Origin of the sequence: Massilia pseudoviolaceinigra (genome assembly GCF_030846505.1) — a bacterium.
In the GTDB taxonomy this organism is placed as follows: Bacteria; Pseudomonadota; Gammaproteobacteria; order Burkholderiales; family Burkholderiaceae_D; genus Telluria_A; species Telluria_A violaceinigra.
This window is the reverse complement of record NZ_JAVCWL010000046.1, coordinates 30,640-52,729: the sequence shown is the minus strand read 5'-3', so window position 1 is coordinate 52,729 and position 22,090 is coordinate 30,640. Positions and strand designations below refer to the sequence as shown.

Annotated in this window: 9 protein-coding genes and 2 pseudogenes; 8 read left to right on the top strand and 3 right to left on the bottom strand. The window is 61.5% G+C overall.

Features of this window, described 5'->3' with window-relative positions; all coding sequences use genetic code 11:
• Positions 1-410 precede the first annotated feature (410 nt).
• Together RBA40_RS33645 and RBA40_RS30580 are read right to left on the bottom strand one after the other, a co-directional pair.
• On the bottom strand, positions 411-692 hold the full coding sequence (locus RBA40_RS33645; protein ID WP_374710567.1) for a DNA-binding protein: 282 nt from the start codon (positions 690-692) through the stop codon (positions 411-413).
• Between the two features lie 808 nt (positions 693-1,500).
• Positions 1,501-1,878 carry a hypothetical protein gene (locus tag RBA40_RS30580; RefSeq protein WP_306652414.1) on the bottom strand — a complete coding sequence of 126 codons (378 nt, stop codon included), beginning with the start codon at positions 1,876-1,878 and terminating at the stop codon, positions 1,501-1,503.
• 496 nt (positions 1,879-2,374) lie between these two features.
• Here RBA40_RS30580 and RBA40_RS30575 point away from each other — a divergent pair.
• Positions 2,375-2,533, top strand: a pseudogene (locus RBA40_RS30575) (Arm DNA-binding domain-containing protein); the annotation flags it as partial.
• Positions 2,534-2,542: 9 nt separating this feature from the next.
• Here the strand turns inward: RBA40_RS30575 and RBA40_RS30570 are convergent.
• Positions 2,543-2,917, bottom strand: a pseudogene (locus RBA40_RS30570) (integrase core domain-containing protein); the annotation flags it as partial.
• A gap of 513 nt (positions 2,918-3,430) precedes the next feature.
• Between RBA40_RS30570 and RBA40_RS30565 the strand changes: the two are divergent.
• The 7 genes from RBA40_RS30565 to RBA40_RS30535 all read left to right on the top strand — a co-directional run bounded on the left by RBA40_RS30565 (position 3,431) and on the right by RBA40_RS30535 (position 22,084).
• Positions 3,431-3,682, top strand: coding sequence for a phosphopantetheine-binding protein (locus RBA40_RS30565; protein ID WP_306652412.1), 252 nt, complete (start codon positions 3,431-3,433; stop codon positions 3,680-3,682).
• Positions 3,675-4,811 carry an acyl-CoA dehydrogenase family protein gene (locus tag RBA40_RS30560; RefSeq protein WP_306652411.1) on the top strand — a complete coding sequence of 379 codons (1,137 nt, stop codon included), beginning with the start codon at positions 3,675-3,677 and terminating at the stop codon, positions 4,809-4,811. Before RBA40_RS30565 ends, RBA40_RS30560 begins: the two co-directional genes overlap by 8 nt.
• Positions 4,812-5,132: 321 nt before the next feature.
• On the top strand, positions 5,133-6,695 hold the full coding sequence (locus RBA40_RS30555; RefSeq protein WP_099877089.1) for an amino acid adenylation domain-containing protein: 1,563 nt from the start codon (positions 5,133-5,135) through the stop codon (positions 6,693-6,695).
• A gap of 3 nt (positions 6,696-6,698) precedes the next feature.
• Positions 6,699-11,171, top strand: coding sequence for an AMP-binding protein (locus RBA40_RS30550; RefSeq protein WP_306652408.1), 4,473 nt, complete (start codon positions 6,699-6,701; stop codon positions 11,169-11,171).
• Positions 11,168-12,403 (top strand): ACP S-malonyltransferase, encoded by a 1,236-nt coding sequence (locus tag RBA40_RS30545; RefSeq protein WP_306652407.1) that lies wholly within the window; start codon positions 11,168-11,170, stop codon positions 12,401-12,403. The genes RBA40_RS30550 and RBA40_RS30545 overlap by 4 nt, the downstream gene beginning before the upstream one ends.
• Positions 12,404-12,405: 2 nt before the next feature.
• A complete protein-coding gene (locus tag RBA40_RS30540) occupies positions 12,406-15,678 on the top strand; it encodes an AMP-binding protein (protein ID WP_306652406.1) in 3,273 nt (1,090 codons plus the stop codon).
• A 4-nt stretch (positions 15,679-15,682) separates the two neighbouring features.
• The gene (locus RBA40_RS30535; protein WP_306652405.1) at positions 15,683-22,084 is read left to right on the top strand and encodes a type I polyketide synthase; all 6,402 of its coding nucleotides are present in this window, start codon (positions 15,683-15,685) and stop codon (positions 22,082-22,084) included.
• Positions 22,085-22,090: the final 6 nt, after the last annotated feature.

Sequence of the window (22,090 nt, the reverse complement as noted above, 5' to 3'; positions counted from 1 at the left end):
ACTGCTTATAGTGCGTCGGTGCAAACTATTTGCAGTGGAACACGCTGCTCAGCCGGTTAGGAGCAAGCCATGTTTTCGCTTCGCGAAAACTGCTTGCCCTGCGGGGCATCCTCGCTCCGCTCGTTAAAACCCAAACCCCAACAATGTCCGCGTCCGCGCCATGCCGCTCGATAAACCTACGCGCAAATCTGCCGGCGGCCGCCCCACAGCGCGACCATAGGCGTGCGCGTATCGGCCAGCGAATACGCGGCGCTGCGCCAAAAGGCCACGCACGTGCGCATGACGCCGGCGCAATGAAGGGGCGCGCGTAACAGTCGCCGACGGACTGCATGTTCCGACTGCGAAGCTGGTCGCTCTCCTGAAGATGACAACGCAAGGCTTGCACCATGCCCTGAAGGCCAAGTGGCTATTCACGCTAACAGGACCTTCAGGCGAGCAGGTGTTCCCTGCCTTTTTTGCCGTCTCGAAGCTCCTGAGGCCCGTTTCAGAACTGGCGGCAGTGTCAGAGGCTGCACCAAGTGACGCTCTTGCGTCGCCTTCCATTCCTGGAGCAGTCGGTTGACCGTGCCCATACTGCCCGTGTTCCCAAGTCGTTCACGTATCCCGCGTGACGATGGCCTGATGTTAGCGGCACAAATCGCGACAGCTGCTGCTGCCACTTGTTCATAGGTGATCTTGGCTTCGCGTCGCATTCGACCTCCGTTATGTTCATTACGTTATGGTTCAACATATCGGCGCTCAGGCGCTATTGGCCCTGGTCAGGCATGCCAAAACGCAGCCGTGGCCTTTAACTCATGCTCGGGACCGTTATGAAAAAAGCGTTACGTTATGATTGTTACGATACGTTATGCGTTACGTTACGGTTAAATGGTGGAACTAAAGGCGTCAGTTGTTGACTGTTGACAGCATCACTGATAATTCAGGTGACGTCCGCGAAGTCTCCGGCCATGCAAACGGGGGGCACCCCGCGCAAGTTAACGAGTAGCGCTGGCGGTGTATCCATTGGCATCCTGGCTAACGCGGCCGGTTGATTCCGATCGGTGTCGCTACCGATACCATTGCCACAGTCAATCGCGATGGCTCAGCGAGCAAGGGAAAGGAGGGCATGCTGAGGCCGCGTCGATGCATGCCTCATCTAAACTTGACGCGGGCTGAACATTGCCGTGAGCAGCACAATGTCAAAGCCCATGCGCAGTCTTCATTGGGCTAGGCGTCCCCAGCGTGTCGCGGGACGCGTCGAGGATTCCCGGCCGTTTTCAAATCGCAGCGATTATAATTGTGCTAATTCGCATCACGAGATTGGCCGCAGTCGGCCAGGAGCTGCCATTCGTCAGCGGGAGCGCTGAGTAATCACTGAGCTGTAAGGTGGGTCAAGATGGATGGTTTTTGGTTCAAGTCAACAAGGTTCGAAATTGAGCCCGGCGAAGATGATGAAATCAATCCTCGCATTTACGGCCGCCAACTCGCAGTGTGGCTCGAGGAGCAACTTGAGCAGCGCGGCTATAATGTAGAACCTGTCATTGCAGAGGACTGGGGGCGTTGCCTGATGTGTTCGCGCAGCCCGTTTTCACTGTGGGTGGGTGCGGTAACATATACCACTTGGAGGATCAGCGGCGCCCACCGCCAGATATGGATGATGTTATCTGGCATTGCTTCGCGGTGGCAGAAATTCCATTTTGGCGCCGGATCTTTCAAAATTTGGATACATCTGCTCAGGTCGATAAGCTCAACTCTGATTTGGGCGCCATCCTCCGTGCCGAGCCCCAGATTATGCTGGTTGCAGAGCCATAAGTGGGCCGACCGTTGGCGAAGGCGCAGGCCCTGGATGACCGCAATGGGGCGTAACCGGTCAACTGCGCATGCGTTGGCGATGTTCATAGCTGCTTCGTAAGGTGGAATCGTCCAGTGGACTGATCGAGCATTGAGTGCAAGCTCGTCAGTGAATGTTTCTGTAGACGAATTTGGTAGACTAGCGTTGGTAGATCTCTGGACAGGATGTCGCTCGCTCCGCCATAGTCGGGGTTCGGGTTGACCGGCCGAACGACTTGGCCAGAGAATGGCAGGGTTCTAGTCTACGGCGCGACCGTCTGGTTTTTTTGGATCCATGTTTGGATCCATGCTCAGCTTTAGATTTCGTGAAACCCAGTACTCATGCGGGTTACGCAGGGCTGTTTGACTCCCACCGTCGCCAGAATCCTGTCCAAGCTCATCCTGGACTGTCAAAAAACCCGTAGTCTCTATCCTGAGGCTCCGGGTTTTTTGTTTTTAAGCTCCAGCTTTGTCCAACTATGTCTTCTCCATTTGGGGGCATGTTTGGGGGCAGATTCCGTGCCCCCAAACGCCCATGCCCCCAAAAATTCATGCCCCCCCGATCATGGCTAAGCAAATTTCCCCTTTGACTGACCTGGCTATCCGAAACGCCAAGCCGGGGGAGAAGTCACTGAAGCTGTTCGACGGCGGCGGGCTGTACCTTGAAGTCATGCCCGGCGGCTCCAAGCTATGGCGTATGAAGTACCGGCAGCTTGATGGCAAAGTGTGGTGGTCAAGTAAATTCGGACACTACGATAGGTTTTACTGCTGCCATGTTCCGTTCGTAGACGGAGGGCGGCAGATTGCCCAGAACTGTGTGCAGACGTTCGCTGTTATAGAGGCCAACGATGTAGGCGGCGATATCGATCTTGGCCTCGGCGTGGTTGGCGTACGACCGCTGCCACACGCGCTCCATCTTGAGGTTCAGAAAGAAGCGTTCGGCCACGGCGTTGTCCCAGCAGTTCCCTTTGCGGCTCATGCTGCAGACGAAACCGTGGCTGGCCAATTTCGCTTGGTACTGGGCGCTGGCGTACTGGCTGCCGCGGTCTGAATGAACGATCAATTCTGCCTCCGGTCGCCGCTGTTGAACCGCCATGTGCAGTGGGTCAATATTCGGTCGGCGCCAACAATGCCACCTTTGCAAGCAAAATTTGTTCACACTTTTACTTCGAATTTTTCACAAATTTTCCTCGATTGAGGATTGAGGGAACTTGCTGCCACGTTTGCATTATGATATACTAGCTTTAAATTCAATCTTAATTCTAAATTAAGTACAGGCTTGCGAGAGTCCTATGCTTTCCTCAGGCTTTTGCACCGGCGAATTATGATCGAATACATAGAGATTGCGAAAGTTGTCGGATATGCCGCACCCTACAGCGGGATGCTACGTCGTTGGCGGCGCCGTGACAAGCCAGTGATCGCTCAAGCGGCTGGAGTGACTATTATCGGTGCAGGCTAGCGGAGTATATGCGCTGCGCAATTTCGAATCCCTTCGTGAAATTGGGCATGCCTAAGATGGTGGCGTGTGCTTGGAGTCCGTTCTGCACAAGGACAGTTCGATCCAACCTTGCGCTATGCAACAGATCACTTTAAAGACCACAATAGAAAGTATTAAGCAACTATGGACGTGTTTGCTCGTAAGACATTGGTGTCTGAATATCTATGCAAGGCTGCTGGCCAGCAAAATCTAAATGAGACAGTTGATATTTTTGAGACCGGTCTGGTCAATTCTCTGGCGACTATCCAGCTGATCGCCTTTCTTGAGAAGAACTTCAAGATCAAGGTCGGGCTCGACGATCTGGATCGGGCCAACTTCAATAGCATTCAGGCCGTATGTGACTTTCTGGATAGGAAGGTCGCTGTAAGTGCTTAATCGTTTTCTGTCCCCCTTACAAAACGAGCGCTTCCAGGCGTTTGAGCAATTTGCCACCACCGAGGTCACTCCATATGCCGATGAATGGGACCTGCAGGAGGCCACGCCGCTTCCGATTGTACGCAAGCTGGCCCATAGTGGCTGGCTAGGTGGGCTGGCAAACCAAGAGAGTGGCGGCCTAGGTTTTGATGCCACGACCTTCGGCCTTTTGAATTTGGCGATCGGCGCCGGCAGTGGATCATTGACCGGCCTGCTCAATGTTCATTCAATGGTGTTGAAAACCATTGAGGACTGGGGCACTCCCGATCAGAAGCAGCGTTTTCTGGCTCCACTGGTATGTGGAGACATCATCGGTGCCTTTGCGCAGACCGAAGTGTCTGCTGGAGGAGACTCGAAGAACCTGTCGACCAGGTTTGAAGAACATGGCGATGAACTAAGTGTCACGGGGCAAAAAACATGGATCACTTTCGCGCAGATTGCTGACTTGTTTTTGGTGTTCGGCAAGTTGCAAGGTCTGGATACCGCCGTGCTGATCCCAAGGGATATACCGGGTTTCACCATCACGCCCAAGAAGAATATGCTTGGCTTTAAGAGCGCCTACCTTGGGGTGCTCGACTTTGCCGATTGTCGTATCCCCAAGGCGAACATCGTCGCTAAGCCCGGATTTGGACAAAGCCTGGTGTCGACCGGCGCACTGGACTATGGTCGCATTAGCGTAGCCTGGGCTGCGCTCGGCATCCAGCAGGCGGCCCTTGCAGCATCAGCCCGCAGAGCAAATTCCCGTTCGACTTTTGGCACCTTGCTGGCAGATCAGGGAATAGTTCGTGCCTATCTTGCCGAGATGTCCGGGAATTTGCTGGCATCGCAGCTGGTTTGTCTGTCAGCAACTATGGCTAAGGAAAGCAAGGAAGAAGATGCTCTAGAACAGATCCTCCAGGCTAAGTTGTTTGCTTCCCAGCATGCTGGGGATGCGGCAGCAAAGGCCGTGCAGATCCACGGCGGACATGGCTGCGACGAGGCGAATGGTGTCAGCCGGTTGTATCGGGATGCAAAGATTCTGCAAGTGGTAGAAGGCAGCAACGAACTGCAGAAAATGCTGATCGGTCGAGCCGTATGTGAGCGCTACTAATGCAGCACCGGAATCATCATTTCAACAGTGTTTTTTCCAATCATTCCCCACATCTTGGAGCGCACCTCCCGCCCGGTCGCGCTGTTAGTGCTGGGCGTGGATGTCATCGCCATGCCGGACGTGGCGACGCCTGAGACGCTAAATACGCTCCCAGACTGCTGCGTACGTAGGTAATCGCCGGTAGGACACGGTCCTTTCGAGGGGCGTCGACTTGGCGCGATGTCGTGCCAGGGCGGAGGCTTGCCTGCCGTTTTCTCGCAATGCCAAATGCGGCGCCACTGCGGGGAACAATAAAGCTTGAACGAAGAGGACTGTAACGTCATGAGAATCAGCTCACCCATCATTACCGAATATTTCGAACGCACGGCTAAAGACAACCCAAATCCTGCGATACGTTGGGGCAAGGGGAATATCCTGTCGTGGCAGGCGCTATATACCAAAGCCCGACATCTTGCCCAGTACCTGGTGCATGAGCGTGATATCAGCCCTGGAGAATGTGTCGCTATTTGCATGGAGCGCAGCCCGGAGTTCCTCGTTGCCGCTTATGCCGTGTTGCTGGCTGGAGGTGTCTATTTTCCGGTCGATGCGAAAACGCCGGTGGCTCGCCTGGCTTCAATGCTGACAACGGCACGCTGCCGTCTTGCTTTCTGTAGCGAAGCACAGACAGGCACGCTGCTGAAGGCGGGGATGGGCCTTGAATTGATTTTGCAGGAACAGCTCCACGAGATCGAGCGTTTGCATTCCGATGGCGCCACGGCTGAGTCGCTGCCCCCGGTTGTAGCAGCCGATCCAGCCTATCTGATTTTTACTTCTGGCAGCACGGGAGCTCCTAAGGGTGTGTTGGTCAACCACGGCGCCTTCATCAACCGGCTAGCCTGGCACCAGGCCCATAGTGCAATGACCGCGGTTGACATCATCTTGCAGAGAACGGCGCTGACATTCGATGTGTCGCTGTGGGAGCTTTTTCTGCCGACGCTCAACGGCGGTAGCCACTACCTCCTGCAGCCGCGGTTTGAGTCCTTTCCGAAAGCCGTTGCGGCTGCTCTGGAGAGTGAAGGAATCACCCTAGTTCACTTCGTGCCCAGCCTGCTCAAACCGGTATTGCAGGAACTGCACAGTATCCCGTCATCCTCCCTGGCAGCCTTGCGCAAGGTTTATGTCAGCGGCGAGTCCCTGTCGGCCAGCCTGGTGCAGCAGTTCCAGCAGCAATTCGGCATGCGGTGCCTACTGACGAATCTATACGGCCCGACTGAAGCGGCCATCGACGTCAGCTACTACGACTGCCTCGAGCCAGCGCCAGCAGCTATTCCTATCGGTCAACCGCTGACCGGTTGCGATCTGTATATCGTCGATCCCGAGACCCGCACGCTGAAAGACGAGGGCGCGATCGGCGAGATCGCCATCGGCGGGATCTGTCTAGCCGAAGGCTACTACAACCGGCCCGACCTCACTGGCGAGGCATTCATCGTTCATCCCCAACTTGGCGAGCGCATCTATTTGACGGGTGATCTGGGCTGGTACCAGGAGGGGCGCGGGTTCTTCTGCCAAGGCCGCAAGGATACGCAAGTGAAGCTGCGCGGGCTGCGCATTGAGCTGGGCGAGATCGAGCATCATCTACTTAGCCACCCGGCCGTTACCGAAGCGGTAGCCTGTGTGGTCGAGGACGACGCGGCCGAGCAGTGGCTGGTTGCGGCCATCGTGGGTAGCGCGCCACTCGATCCGCAGGCGCTGCGGCAGTACCTGGCAGCCCAAATGCCGGTCTATATGCTGCCGGCGCGCTACTGGCAAACCGGGCAGCTACCAAGAAGCAGCTCAGGCAAGCTCGACCGCAAGACCATCGCCGCGACCATGCGGGCGCAGTTCTTTTCCGAGATGGTGGCGTGACCGATGGATAAGCAGAGGTTTGAGCTGTCGCGGTCCCAGCAGGCCGTCTTCACGATGGAAGCGTTCCAGCTGTCGGGTCATCACTTCTATCTTGGTGGCGTTGCCCGCCTGCGTGGCGCAGTAACGCTGGAGCAGCTTGCGCAGGCAGTTGCGGTCGTGCGCGACAGTCACGATGTTTTCCGCATCGGCTTTATCGTCGACGCCGTAGGCGCATGGCATGGCATCCGTCAAGACCGGCCGCACAGCCAGATTGAACATGTGGACTTCAGCTGTCACGCCGATCCGGAGCAGGCGTTTTCTGGCTGGGCCGAGCGCCAGCTGTTGCTGGAAGAAGATCTGGAACTGGCCCCGATACGCATCTTTGTCGTGCGTTTTAACGGCGAACAGGCCGGCTGGTTTGTGAAGGCCCATCACGCGGCGGCAGATGGCGCAGCGCTGGCGTTGGTGATGGAGCACCTGTCCAGCGCGCTGGAATCGGGCCGTTGTGCGGCCTCGCCAGCATTCACCCTTCTTGCTTGTGGCGAGCGCGACTACGAAGGCTCGGATCGTTTCCGGCGTGACGCCCAATACTGGCGCCAGTTGTTCGGCGACGTGGCGCAGGCCGCCGGGCCATCGCTGCGCGCCAGGGCCCCTATTGGCGACTACCGTGCGCGATCCGCCCGCTCGATGCGCATCCGGTTCGCGTTGAGCGATGTCCAAAACGATACCTTGCACCGCTTTAAACAGGTTGGCGGCTCGGTATTCCGGCTCTTCTTTGCCGCGGTCGCGTACGCCCAGATGGTGGTGGAAGACAGCGATGGCGCCCTGCTGCAAGCGCCCATGCTCAACCGGTGGAGCGACGACGAGAAGCAGGCCGTGGCGATGGGGGTCGCCCCCGTGCTGGTGCCCGTGTCGCGCGCTGCCGGCGAGTCGGCGACAGAGTGTTATCGAACACTCAAGCAAGCATTGCAAAAGGCTGTTGTGCATTCGCGCTTTGCGCCCGGCGCCCGCTGGAGCGAATTCGCTTCGCCAGCCTGGAGAAAGGCGGTGCCCGCATTCGGGGTGTCCTACCAGACCGGCGTTTTTCGGGAAACCGTTTCTGGCGCCGAGGTGGATATCGACCATCTGCAGGCTGTCGAGGCTTTGTTCGCCACTATCCACATCCACGACCGCTTCGATGGCGGGCGTTTCCGTCTCGAAGCCGATTTTCGGCAGCAGTGGTCGGCTGCACAGTGCGAAGCCTTTCTTGCAGCGGTAGTCAATCATGCCATGGCGGTGGCGGCCGAGATACTGGAAGAGCCGAACGGTATGGCAGAGGCGCAGGCCGCCAGCTTGGTTGAGCCGATTGGCGTCCATCTGCAAGCCGCCTTCGAACGCTATGCCGATCACTGCATGTTCAAGTACGCTCAATCGGCCAGTAGTGTGACCTATCGTGAGGGCTGGAACTGGATTGGCCATTTTGGCGAGCAACTGCGGCGCTACAGTAGACAGGCCGGCCCCAATGCGCCGGTCCTGATTCTGGGCCGGCGATTGCCCGAAACCACGCTGGCCTATCTGGCCTGCTTGATCGACAACGTGATCGTCGTGCCGGTGTGTCCGACCACGCCCGCCGCCCGGCTGCAGACAATCGTTCGCAATTCCGGCGCTGGGTTGTGCATTTTCTCCTCCACTGACCGGCAACTAGCCGAGTCGTTCGGACTGCCACTTCTGCAAGTAGCGCTCGATCGAGCGATGTTCCAGCTCCAGGCAGCTCCCGCGCCCGCAGTGGCGGACACGGGACGGCCGGCCTATATTCTTTACACATCCGGCTCGACCGGGGAACCCAAGGGCGTAGCGATTTCACCGGTCGCGCTCGCCCACTACGCGCTGGCGGCAACGGCTGCCTATGCCGGGGACGGCCCTTTCAGCACGCCCCTGTTTACATCCTTCGGCTTCGACCTGACCCAGACCAGCATTCTCGTGCCAGTGTTGTCGGGTGGCTTCATCCAGGTTTGGGATCAGGACCTCCGAGACGAGCCCGGAATGCTGCGGGCGCTGCTAACCGATGAAGCGCTGACGGCGGTCAAGTGCACGCCCTCGCATCTGTCGCTGCTGACCGAGCATGGCCAGCCCAGGCGCAACCCGCTGACCTTCGTGGTCGGTGGGGAAAACCTCTCTGCCGCGCTGGTGAACAAAGCGCTGTCCTTCTTCCCGCCGGGTAGCCGGGTGATCAATGAATACGGACCGACCGAAACCACGGTCGGGTGTTGCATCTATACCGTCAACCGGCCGAACGAAGAGCGTACGCCAGCCGGAACGATTACGCCGATCGGCGAGGCGCTGGGCGCCGCCTACATGTCGATCCGTGATAGTTGGGGAGAACTGGTCCCCTTGGGGTTCAAGGGAGAGATATGGATTGGCGGCCCGGTGCTGGCGGACGGTTATGTCGGCAATGCGGCCCAGACAGCGGCCAAATTCGTGGCGGGACCTGATGGGCGCGGGCGCTGGTATCGCACCGGCGACTTGGGCGTGCAGGACGAACAGGGCCAGTTCCACTGTCTTGGCCGCGTTGACGACGAATTCAAGCTGCGAGGCCACCGGATTCATCCAGCCGAAATCGAGAAGGCGGTCGAAGGCGCGCTGGCTCGCTGCGGCGGCGTGTCCCAGCGCTGGGAATTGAAGGCGCTGAAACTGACGGTGGCAGGCGAGGATGCCATTGTCCTGTGCAGCAGCGAGCCGTTACCGGAGCACCACCCTCACTTCCAGGCCCACTTGAGCGCCGAGTTGCCCGAGGCTTGGCGGCCGAGCCGCTATTGCCCAGTGAAGCCTTGGCCCGTCAACGCCAACGGCAAGGTCGATTCGGCGGCGCTGGCCGCCGCCGTGGCATCGCAGATGGCAGCTACCGACGCACTCGGCAGCGGCGCAGGTTCGGTCTCGACCCGCCACGGGACCTACCAGATGCCCGAATGGCTCGATGAGGCCTTTCTGCGGCCGATCTGGCCCCAGGTGGTGAACTGGCATGGCTCTTTTCTGGAGCAGGGAGGCGATTCGATCAAGGCAATCCGGTTGGCCGGATTGCTGGCCCGGCACGGTGTCAGGATTGGCGCGGCCGAACTGCTCACCAGCCGTGCGTTGGGCGCCGTGCTGGAAGCCGCGTGCGCCGCCGCCCAGACCAGGACTGGCGCGAGCGAGGCAGCAGAGCAGGCCGTCGACGCCGGCTGGATCAGCCATCTGCCGGCCGCGCGCTGGTTCCATCAGCAAAGATTCGAACACGGCGACCGGTTGCAGCAAGGTATCGTACTGACCTTGCCGGCATCCCTGTCGGCCGAGCGCATCCACGCCGCCGTCGAAGCCGTCAAGGCCAGGCATGGCGTATTCTCGCTGCGAGTCGATCCTGTCAGCGGCGCCTGGCGCTTGGCGCCCGCGACCGCGCAAGCCTCGCGTGTGCACGCGCTGCCGCAAGACGGGCGGCTCGAAAGCCGGTTGCAAAACCTGCAGGCCGAAGTCAGCCTGGGCGAGCGGCCCAGCGTTCACGAGATCGTGACCGTGGCCGGCGCCGATAGCCGCCATCTGCTCTGGGTCTGCCATCACCTGTTATGCGATGTGCATTCCTGGATCTACCTGCTCGATGAACTGGACCAGGCGCTTGGCCAGACGCCGCTGGCGGCGGCCCGTGCCGAGCACGGCGTTTTTCTATGGGGGAAATGGCTGCATGAGCTTGGGGTGGTGCCGGCATCCGTGCCGCCAGCCGCGGCCGAGCCGCTGCCCACCGGGGCGACGGCCAGCCTGGCCCTGACGGCGAGCGCGGCGGACCTGCAATGGCTGACGCAACGCCTCAAGGCTGACCGTGCCGAGTTGATCGCAGCTGCCATGCTGGACCTGGCGCGCGAGGACGGAATGTTGCCGCCGCAGCCGCTCGTATTGTTTGAAAACCCCGGTCGTCCGTTTGCTGAAGCCGGGGTGCCGGCCGGCTGGCGAGGCATGTTGGATCAGGCCGTCGGCTGGTTTACCGGCTTCGAGCTGGTGCCCGTGGTTCCCGGGGCCGGAGTGGATTTTTTGCGTCTGCTAAAGACCGCTCGCAACGCCACAAGGCATGACTGGGGCAGCCGCCTGGGCCTGGAGAACGGCGGGGTGGCGCCGCTGCTTTGCATCAATGACATCGGACTCGGCCTTGGCGGCCGGACCGCCTGGCACCACTTCAGCCTGGATCCGGCCCTGTCTGGCGGTTATCGCCATCCAGCCGACGCCGGCGTCGCCAGCTTCGATCTGCAAGTGGGCGATAGCCATTGGGAAGGCAAAGAGCGGGTCACCGTGCTGCTAACGGTGGCAGGCGCCAGGGACGATATGGTTCGCCGCTACCTGTCCCGGCTGGACGTCAGGCTGCTGTCTCTAGGTAACGCCTTGCGCCAAGGCATGGACGACCCGCTCGCACGCCAGGCGCTGCTGCCTTCGGATTTCCCACTTTGTCAGCTCTCGCAGTTTGAGCTCGATCTCATCCTCAATGGAGCTACAGTATGAGCGCCTACATCGATTCTGCGAAAACCGCTTTCCTGTTTCCCGGCGTGGGAGCCCAGCAGCCGGACATGTTTGCCGCGTTCCGGACTTACCCCGAATACCGGGCCTGCCTGGAAGAGGTGTCGGATCTGTCCGGAGTCGATCTCGATGACGTCATCTACGGCGCGGGCCGCCACGCCCTGAATCAGGTGCGCATTGCCCAGCTGGCCTTGACGGCGACCACGGTGGCTATTGCTCGGATACTGCGCGATTACTGTGGACTGGTGCCCGACTTCGTGATGGGGCACAGTCTTGGCCAGTTTCCGGCGCTGTGCGCCGCCGGTTATCTGGATCTGGCGACAACCACCAAGGTGGTCAACCTGCGTTCGGAAGCAGTCGAAGCCTGTGCCCGTACTTACGAACAAGGCGAAATGTGCTGGGTATTGCATGTACCTGCAGAACTCGTGGCACGGCAGGTAGAGCAGGCCCGGCAAGACGAAGGAGTGAAGGTATATGTGTCCGCCATCGACGCCTTCGATCAGGTCACGGTATCGGGCGAAATGTCCGAGATTCGCCGTTTCGCCCCCCGCATCGAAGCCCTGGGCGGACTGGTTTATCCTCTGAAGATCGGCGGTCCCTTCCATTCGCCCTTGATGGCGACGGCCCAGGCACAGCTTGTGGAGGCATTGCACTTCCTGCCCCAGCCCGACGATAGCCGGCTACTTTCCCGCCTCGTCTGTAACGTTAGCGCCGTTAAGTTGCCGGCGGCCGAATTGAAGACCTCTATTCTCCAGCATTTGATTTCGCCGGTGCAATGGCTGCGCAGCATGCAGTATCTAGCGGGGCAGGGCGTGACGCATTACCTCGAAATCTCGCCCAAGTCGGTCCTGGGCTACCTGGTGCAGCGGACCAGCCTGCCGCTGCAGCCACTGTACGAGCCGCAGGAATTGTTGGGTTGCGTCGAGTCTCTGAACACACCGGAACAGCGGCTGGAACGACTTTGGCGCCGCTGTTGCTTCCATCTTTACAGCGAGCCGCTGCCAGGCATTGACCGGGGCGCGGCCCTTCAGCAACTGCGTGAGATTCGCAACGAGATCCGGCAGCGGATTCCAGCGGCGCCGGTCGCACCATCCGAGCGTGACTTTCTCTACCAGCGCACCCGGCAATGGCTCGACATCATTGAAGTCGAGGGAGGCCAGTCCCTGTCAACGGCGCAGCTCAGGCTGCAGAGCCTGTACCAGGCGGCGGGGCGGTGAGCATGGCACAACCGAATTACATCGAAGAACTGCTGCAGGCAACACCCCAGGCGAGCGGGCTGCTGTTTCACGCCCTGAAGGATGGCAATAGCGCGTATCACATCGGCGTGGCGTTTCGCATGCGGGCGCAGGCGTCTCTGGACCGGATCCACGATACTTGGCATCGCATCCAGATGGCGCAGCCGGCCTTGCGCTCGGTTTTTGCTTGGCGGCGGCTGCGCACGCCCCACCAACTGATCCATGCCGTGCCGCGTATCGCGCTCGACTATGTCGCCACGACTTTGGATGCCGACATGCCGTCGGTCGGGCCGCGCTGCCTGGACTGGCTGGCGCAATCGAAAGCTGCGCCATTTGCGCTCGATCGTGAAGTTTTCCGCATTGTCTGCTTTCATGATGCCGATGCCGGCTTGCTCGATATTGCTTTTTCATTCCATCACATCCTGATGGATGGCTGGAGCAGCTCGCTACTGATCTCGCATTGGGTACAGGGATTGCGTGGACAACAGATTGCCGGACTCGAAGCACGGCAGTACCCGCAGCAGTTATGGCAAGGGTTGGACCCGCAATCGCTGCAGAAAAGCCGCGACCACTGGGAAGCGACTTTCCAGCGCATGTCCGATACCGGAGCGGCATCGGGCACCCTGTTGCTGGCTGAACCCCTGTTCCGCCGCGCCGCCGACATCGATGCAAACCAGCGACCGCAGCCGGCCAGGGCCGGCAGTTGCTGGAATGTGGAACGCAAGCGCGGGGTCGAGGCCCTGTGCCACCAGGCCGGGGTGACGCCGGCCAGCTTCTTCTACTTGTGCTGGGCGCTGACACTGGCCAAACTCACCTTCCAGCAGAGTGTGACTTTCGGCTGCGCCTTTTCCGGGCGCGAGGCCGCGCTGGCGCACGATGCCGACCGGCAGCCGCTCGGCCTGTTCACCAATACCGTACCAATGATCGTCGAGCTGGACGGCAGTTGGAGCGTGCAGGCCGCGTTGCGCGCCGTGTTCCAGACCCTGCAGCAGACCCAGCACCATGAAAAAACCCCACCGCTGACCGTGCGTGAAGCGGCCGGTCAACGTGGCGAGCTGTACGATTCGCTCGTCGTATTCGACAACTACCCGATCGACTCCGGCTTGCAAGACCCCGCCAGCGGAGCCCACCTGTTGTCGCTGCACAGCGAGGAGACCACCCACTTCGGCTTGACGCTGACGGTGTCCGCTATCGACAGCTGGCGCGTCGAGCTGGGGGCCGGCGAGCAGTATCAGGGCCGGCCAGAGGCCATCGAGGCGGCATTTCATGCCTTCGAAGGATTGGCGGCAGACCTTTTGGCAATGCCGGTCGCGGCCACTATCGGCGACATCAGCCTGAAACTAGCCTCTGCGGATCCGGCAGCGCCGGTCGAAGGGAGGACAAACTTGCAAGTGCCCGACATCAACGCCGTGTTGGCCGGCATGCATCGGCGCTTGATCGACTCGCCGGAAGCGGTTTTCCTCATCGACGGCGAACGACGCATCGTCAACGGCGAACTCGCCATCGGCATTTGCGCAATCCAGGCCAGGTTGCGGCAAGCCGGCTTCGTGGCCGGCGACCGGGTGGCCGTGCATCTGGAGAAGGGCTTGCTGTCGACCCAGGCAATCCTGGCCATCCTGTTTAACGGTGGCAGCTATGTCTATCTCAACCCGAAGGATCCGCCGCAACGCAAGCAGACGCTGCTGGCGTTGGCAAGGTGCGGTATCGTGCTCGACGGTGCATCGCTGCGCGATGAACTTGGCGCGGACGCAAACCGCTACCTGCTGCTCGATGCCGCGGTCGGCACTGCGCCGGCCCCGGCGACGCCAGAGCCGGTCTTGTGGCGTAGTCGCCGTCCGGCGGACGAGTTCTATTTCATCTTTACCTCGGGCACCACGGGTACGCCAAAGGGCATCTCGATCCGCAACGCGTCGGTGGCAAACCTGCTTGACTGGTTCGTCAACGAAACCGGCCTGACTCCGGCCGACCGGGTGCTAGGGCTGACCGACCTCAATTTCGACCCCAGCGTGGAAGACCTGTTCGGCAGCTTGGCCGCCGGCGCTACCTTGATCTATCCGCCGTCGCATGTCTTGCAGGAACGGCAGTCGTTCATCGAACTGATGCAGCGCGAGGCGGTGTCCATGGTCAATTTCATTCCCGGCGCCATTGCAGAGCTGATCCGGGGCGCCCCATTCCTGCCCGCCATGCGCATGTGGATATTCGGCGGCGAGGAGCTGCCGCTGCGATTGCGCGACGAACTCCTGCAGCAGGGCTATGCAGTCCGCAACCACTATGGCCCCAGCGAAACCACGGTGGACTGCCTGTGTGCCGTTCAGTCGGTCGAACACGAGATCGCCATCGGTTGGCCGGTCCAGAATTCAGTGGCTTACTGCGCCGACGTGTTCGGTCAGCCCCTGCCTGCCGGCGTTCGCGGTGAACTGCGGGTCGGCGGCCTGCCGGTGGCGCACGGCTACGCCACCAATGCGGCCGAGTCGGCCCGGTGTTTCGTAGAGCGTAACGGCCGTCTCTTCTACCGCACGGGCGATGCCGTGATCTTCTCGTCCGACCTGGGCTTCCGGTACTTGGGGCGGCTGGACGACCAGGCCAAGGTAAACGGTGTCCGCATCGAGCCGAGGGAATTGGAGCGGGTGATGGAGTTGCTGGCCGAGGTCAAAACCGGCTGCCTGCTGCCGACCGTGACTGGCGCTGGCAAGCGCCAGTGGCAACTGTTCGTCGATAGCTCGGCCGCGTCCGACCAGTTGATGCCAAGGCTGCGAGAACACATTCGCCGGCATTTGCCCGAGGCATGGATGCCGGCACGAATCGTGGTCGTCGACGGTTTCACCCGCACTGTCACCGGCAAGATAGACCGCAAGCGGCTGCTGGAGCTGGCCGCACAACCGACCCAATCGCCGGCAAGCCAGCCGGTGGCGGCAGACGCGGTTCAAGCCAAGATACATGCCATCTGGAGCGAAGTGCTGGACGGCGCGATGGTGGCGACCAATGTCAACTTCTTCGATGCAGGCGGCAACTCGATCAAGATCATCGCGCTGCAGTCGCAGCTGCAGCAGGCATTTGGCCGGGAGATCGGCGTGGCCGTGCTATTCGAGCATTCGACCATCGCCGCCTTCGCCAACTGGGTCCGGCACGCTGACGGCATAGGCGCCAGCGCCGGTACGGCGCCGCACATCCAAATTTCCCAAGAACAACATCTGGCCTCAGCTAGAACCGGCAAGGACCGGCTGGCGAACAGGCGGCAGAAAGCACAGAGAGCTTAGTATCATGAATCGTGAATATACCGGCAGTGAAATTGCCATCATCGGCATCGCGTGCCGTTTTCCTCAAAGCCCGGACTGGCGCATTTTCTGGTGCAACCTGCTGCAAGGCCGCGAGTTAGTGTCTTTTTTCTCGCGGGATGCCCTGCTGGCCGCTGGTGTGCCGGCCGACATGGTGGACCGGCCCAACTATGTGCCGGCCAAGGCGGCGCTCGAAGATGCCGATCGCTTCGATTACGGATTTTTTGGCTACTCACAGCGCGAGGCCCAGAAGATGGACCCGCAACTAAGAGTGCTGCATGAAGTTTGCTACAACGCCTTGCTCGATGCGGGCATTAAACCCGGCCAAGAAATGCTGAACGCTGGCGTGTTTCTTGGCTCCACGCTTAACCTGGAGCGGCTGCAGCAATTTACGGGCGCGAGCAGCGATATTGCCGAGATGTTCGATGTCGGCAACTACAATGACCCGGCCGTGTTCGCCACTCAGATCGCCTACCGCATGAAGCTGAACGGGCCGGCCATCCATGTGCAGACGGCCTGCTCGACGTCGCTGGCAGCCGTGCATCTGGCGTGCAAGTCCCTGCTGGCAGGCGAGTGCCGGATGGCGCTGGCCGGAGGCGCCTGCATCACCGACCCGGTGGCGGGCGGCTATCTGTACCAGGACGGTATGATTCTGTCGCCGGACGGCCATTGCAAGACCTTCTCCGATCAAGGGCATGGCACTGTGAACGGTAACGGGGCCGGAGTAGTATTGCTCAAGCTGCTCGACGACGCACTGGCTGACGGCGACCCTATCCATGCCGTGATCGTCGAGTCGGGCATGAACAACGACGCGGACCGCAAGGTGAGCTTCGAGGCCCCGAGCGTGTTAGGGCAAGCCGAGGTGATTTCGCGGGTGTACCAGTTGGCCGGGGTGCCGTTTTCGTCGCTGGGCCTGATCGAAGCCCACGGCACCGCCACCGTACTTGGCGATCCAATCGAAATCGAGGCGCTGAACAAGGTCGCCACCGAGTTGCTGTCGCCCGAGGAATTGGACGGCTTCCGCTGTGCCATTGGCAGCGTCAAGTCGAACATGGGGCACCTCGACGCCGCCGCCGGCATCGCCGGACTGATCAAGGCCACGCTGAGCGTGCGTTTTGGCAAGATTCCACCTTCACTTCATTTTTCCCGACCCAACCCGCATCTTGCTCTGGACAAGACGCCGTTTTGGGTGCCGACCCAGGCCGAAGAGTGGCCTTCACGGCAGCCGGTTCGGCGTGCCGCCGTCAGTTCCTTCGGCATCGGTGGCACGAATGTCCATGTCCTGCTGGAGCAGGCGCCGGACCATGAGCCGGCCGCGTCCTCTGCCAGCCAGACGGCTCCGCAGGTCCTGCCGCTTTCCGCGGCCACCCCAGCGGCACTTGCCAGTCTGGTGGAAACCTGGTCGGCGCACCTGGATGTCGATCCGTCCGGCATGGCCGATTTGGCCACCGCTGCCGCTCAGCTGGCGCAGAACCGCGATGAATACCGCTGCCGCGCCGCCTTTGTCGCGGCCTCCAGCGCCAACTGGAAGCGGCAACTCGATGCGTGGGCGCTGCTGGACGGCGCCCGGCCAGTTCGCGACAGCCAGGTCTGGCTATTTCCCGGCCAGGGTTCGCAATCGCCAGAGATGGGTTTGCAACTGGCTGCCAGCTATCCGGAATTCGGCGAGCTGTATCAACGCCTGCTGGCACAGGCCGAACAACTGCTGGCGTTGGCGCCGGGCTATCTGACCGACTGCGTACGGCGCCCCGAGCAGCTGTCCACCCTCCATCTGCAGCCGATCCTGTATGCCTTGAACACGGCGCTTGGCATCTGGCTATCTCGCCTGGTCGGGCAGCCGGCGGGCGTATGCGGCTTCAGCCTTGGCGAGTTCGCGGCGGCCGCGCTCGCCGGGATATTCAGTCCCGAAACTGGCATGGAGCTGGTGGTGGCGCGCGCCCGGCTGATGGAAGCCATGCCCAGAGGCGCGGTCTTCGCAGCCAGCCGCAAGAAGGGTTTCGATGGCAACTTTCCACCGATGTTGTGGCGCGTTTCGGAACTCAGCCCCGGTACCTGGACGCTGGCATCGGCGGAAGAACACGCGGCCGAGGTCGAAGCTTGGCTGAACCGGGAAGGATTTGCCTTTAAACGTGTTGCCGTCTCCCACGCGTTCCATACCCCGCTGATCGAGCCCGCCGCGCGTGCGTTTGGCGAGCTGTTGCGCGGCTATGAACTGCGCGCCGCGCAGTGCGCGATCTACTCAACCGCCCTGGGCCGCAAGCTCTCGTCCGATGAAATGAGCGATCCGGATTACTGGGTCGGGCAGATGCTGTCCCCGGTCTTGCTCGGGCCGGCCCTGCAGCAAGCCGAAGCCGACCATCCGACCGCGCTTTACCTGCAGGCCGGGGCCGGCGCCGACCTGCTGCAGCATGCACGCAAGTGGCTGGGGTTGGAGGCCAACCGGCTGGTCCCGACCTTGGGCCATGGCGGCGTCGGGCAGGAAGTGGACGCGATCCTGCAATGCCTGGCCACCGTCTGGGAGCACGGCGGCAAGCTGGAATGGCCGTTGCTGCAAGCAACTGCAGGGGTGAGCCCCGACCTGCCTCGAACCCATTTGCCAGGGCATGCCTTCAACCGTCGCGCCTGTCTGCCCTTGAACAACGGCCAGAGCGGCGCCGGCCAGACGGTGGCGTCACTGTTCTTCGGATCCCATCTGTACAGCAAGGAGTGGGAGCAAATCGATGCGCCGGTTGACGAAGACATGCGGCTCGAATCCGCACCGGCGACTTGGATACTCTGTCGAGAGATAAGCGACCGGGAACGCGCACTGGCCGCCGCGCTCGGGCGCGAAGCGGATTGCCGCTTCATCGCGTGCGCGAACTGGGAGGGCGACTTCGATCGTATCGACGCCCAATTGCAGGACTGGCTCTCGCAGCAGGGGTTGCAGGCGTCCGCCGCGATGGATGTCATCGTTACCAGTCTGCTCGATGAGCTCGATGCGCGCCAGGCTCAGTTCTGGGCGTTCTGGTTGCCGGTCACTTTGGCGCGCTGGAGTTCAGCCCAGCAGCCGGCGCCTAGATTGCGCCTGCTGTTCCCCGCCACGCAAATGGCGGCAATACAGGGCAACGAGCCCTTGAATGCCGAGAAGAGCCTGCTGCAGGGGCCCTTACTGATCGCGCCCGAGGAATACACCGACATTGCCACACTATGCGTCGATCTGGACAGCGCCACAGTCGCCGACATCGCCGGCGCGTTGCAACCCTGGCTCGAACATGGCTGGCGTGGCGGCCAGTTCTGCGCTTTCCGGCAAGGGGCTTACTGGCGCCAGCGTGTGAGCGCGCAAGTACAAAAGCAGCCGCTCGAGCGCACGTTGCCGCAGATTGACCGCAACAGCTGGGTCTTGGTGACCGGCGCCAACGGCGGCATGGGGACGGCTATTGCGCGCCATCTTGCACACGTCTACCGTTGTCATCTGCTGCTGCAGGTACGCAGGCCACTGCCGCCACGAGCGGACTGGCCGGCGCGCATCGCCGGCAATGGTCCTGACGCCGCTTTCCTGCGGCATGTGATCGCGCTGGAGGGTGAAGGTAGCCGGGTCAACGTGCTGGTGGCTGATCTTGGCGACGAAGCAGCGCTGTCAAAGGCGTTTGGGCCCGTTTTCCAGTTGGCGCAGTGCGGCGGCCGGATCGATTATGTGTTCCACACCGCTGGCCGGGGCGAGGGCGCCATGATGCAAATGCGCAGCGAAGCCGAGTCAATCGGCACGCTCGCTCCCAAGGTCGCCGGCACGCGCTTCCTGTGCCGCAATCTGGACAAGCTCGGAAATCCGACTTTGCTACTGTTCTCCAGCCTTGGCAACCTGCTGCCCAAGGAGAAGGTTGGCCAGGTCGCCTATGTTGCCGCAAACGCCTGCCTGGAAGCCTATGCCGCGCTAGTTCGCAGCCAGGGAAGGCGGGCACTGGCCATTGCCTGGGATGACTGGGCCGAATCCGGCATGGCCACACGCTCGGCGCAGCAGCTGGACCAGGCGCTCGGCCAGCCGGGTGCGCTGTCCTCTGATGGCGTTATCTGGCGCAGCAGTCTCGATGCAAAGGGGGACTGGTGGCTGGACGAACACCGGATGGATGACTCGACCACCGTGATGCCGGCAATGGGCATGGTGGCGCTGGTACACAAGGCGCTGCGGGCGTCCCGCGGGGATGCCGGCGCCTTCTCACTGAAGAATATCGCGATCGAGCAGCCGCTGGTCGCCGTTGACGGGGCCGTGCCCGACGCGGTAGTGGCGTTTGCCGCCGACTTGAGCGCGTTTGAACTGTTTTCAGGCACAGGCGAATTCTCCCGCGAGAGCTGGCGCCGGCATGCCACCGGCAAGATCCGCCCGGCCGATCTGGCACCTGCATCGCCGGGTGTGTCGGCCGCAGGCAGCAGCCTGTTCCGTGCGGTCGACGGCATCGGCGTTAGCCCCAAGGCAGCGTTGACCTTCGGCCCCCGCTGGCGCAACGTGGTCGCCGTCGACCGGTTGGCGCCGGATACGATCGTCAGCCAATTGCAGTTGCCTGACGCCTACCACGGCGAGGCAACGGCCAACGGACTGCATGTCGCTCTGCTCGACACCGCCAGCCTGATCGGCTCACCGCTGGAGGAAGACATCCAGCTCGCTCCCGTGTCGATCGGCGCGTTCACTGGCTTCGCGCCGATGACCGACCACGTCCGCAGCCACGTGCACATCACCGACCTTGGCGGCAGTAAGTTGCTGCAGGTTCGAATCTGTTCGGAAGCAGGTGAGTTGTTGGTGGCAATCGATGACCTGCTGCTGGTCGATGCGTCGGCGGCACTGCAGGACGGCGAAGTCAGACGTCACAGCGTGATGCGCCTTGCCGATGAGGCCACGCAGCGGGCCAACTTTGCCTTTGTCACCCGGATGGAGCCGCGCAAGGTCCCAGGTCCGCAAGAAGTCGAAATCGAAGTTAAGGCTGCCGGGCTCAATTTCAAGGATGTGCTCATTGCGTTGGGCGTCCTGCCGGCGCCGGTCGACCCGAGCATGACTTTCGGCCAGGAAGCGGCTGGCGTCGTAACCCGTGTTGGCAGCGAAGTGACGGAGATTAAGATCGGCGACCGGGTGATGTGCGCCGGCCACAGCTGCCTTGCCGAACATGTGATCATGGCGCAGCGCGTGGTGGCAAAAATGCCGCCGACCCTGGGATTCCGGCAGGCAGCCGGGGTGCCGGTGGCCTTCACTACCGCCTGGATCGCCCTGCGCCACGCCGCCAATCTCAAGCGGGGCGAGCGCATCCTGATCCATTCGGCTGCGGGTGGCGTAGGGATGGCGGCGCTGCAGATCGCGCTTCACCTGGGCGCCGAGGTGTGGGTGACGGCCGGCACCGAGGAAAAGCGCCAGTTGCTGCTCGGTATGGGAGCCAAGGGAGCCGCCAATTCCCGGAGCCGTGAGTTCGGCGAGGCATTCCGCCGCGAGCTCGGCGATCGGCCTTTCGACGTGGTTCTCAACGCACTGGCCGGCGAACTGCTGGAGGAGAGCGTGTCGCTGCTGGCGCCGCAAGGCCGGTTTCTGGAGCTGGGCCTGCGCGACATTTTGCAGAACTGGAAGCTGGGGCTGTCGATCTTTGCCGAAGGCGGCAGTTTCCACGCCGTGCAAGCGGGGGCCGACCATCCGGCCTACCGCCAGGCTTGGGCGGAAGTGGTCGACCTGCTGGCGCAGGAGGCGCTCAGGCCCCTGCCGACCCGGACTTACCCGGCCAGCGAGATTGGCGAGGCATTCCGCTTCATGGCGCAGGGGCGGCATGTCGGCAAGATCGTGATCGCCATGGAAGAACGTGGCGAGGCACGCGGCTTTGCCGCCAAGTTGCGCGCAGAGGGCCTGTCCGATGCCGAGGGGGCGCGGATCGCGATGGCGATGGCGGCGCTCGCAAGGCAATCGCCAGCACCCTTTGTCGCTGTTTCGAAGCTGCCGATCGGGGTGGTGCTCGAGAAGCAGGCCAGTACCCAACAAATGCTGTTCAGTGCCGGCGCCCGGCTGGCTGGCGCGGAAACCGGCGCAACTCCGGGTGCCGATTCGCTGCAGGACGCCGACGCTGAGACCTTGCTGCAGGCAATGCGGGCGATGCTCGAGGGTTTTCTCGGTGTCGAGGGTTTGGATATTGATGCCAGTTTCTTCGCTTTGGGAGCGACCTCGCTCGATCTCATTCAGTTCGCCAAGCGGCTGGAGCACCGCATGGGCCGCGATGTTCCGGTGGCATTGCTGTTCAAGGCCGCTTCCCTGCGGGAGTTGAGCCGGGAGTTGGCGCCGCAGCCGGCAGCCGGCACGGCAGCCCCGGGCGTCCAACCCATGCTCGATGATAAACGGCGCGCATTGCAGACCCGTCGCAAGCTGCGGGGTACCAGTGCAAGATAGGAAAGC

Coding starts and splice junctions, on each gene's coding strand:
- RBA40_RS30540 (WP_306652406.1), top strand. CDS start 12,406: ATGGCACAACCGAATTACATCGAAGAACTGCTGCAGGCAACACCCCAG.
- RBA40_RS33645 (WP_374710567.1), bottom strand. CDS start 692: ATGCGACGCGAAGCCAAGATCACCTATGAACAAGTGGCAGCAGCAGCT.
- RBA40_RS30555 (WP_099877089.1), top strand. CDS start 5,133: ATGAGAATCAGCTCACCCATCATTACCGAATATTTCGAACGCACGGCT.
- RBA40_RS30580 (WP_306652414.1), bottom strand. CDS start 1,878: ATGAACATCGCCAACGCATGCGCAGTTGACCGGTTACGCCCCATTGCG.
- RBA40_RS30545 (WP_306652407.1), top strand. CDS start 11,168: ATGAGCGCCTACATCGATTCTGCGAAAACCGCTTTCCTGTTTCCCGGC.
- RBA40_RS30535 (WP_306652405.1), top strand. CDS start 15,683: ATGAATCGTGAATATACCGGCAGTGAAATTGCCATCATCGGCATCGCG.
- RBA40_RS30565 (WP_306652412.1), top strand. CDS start 3,431: ATGGACGTGTTTGCTCGTAAGACATTGGTGTCTGAATATCTATGCAAG.
- RBA40_RS30550 (WP_306652408.1), top strand. CDS start 6,699: ATGGATAAGCAGAGGTTTGAGCTGTCGCGGTCCCAGCAGGCCGTCTTC.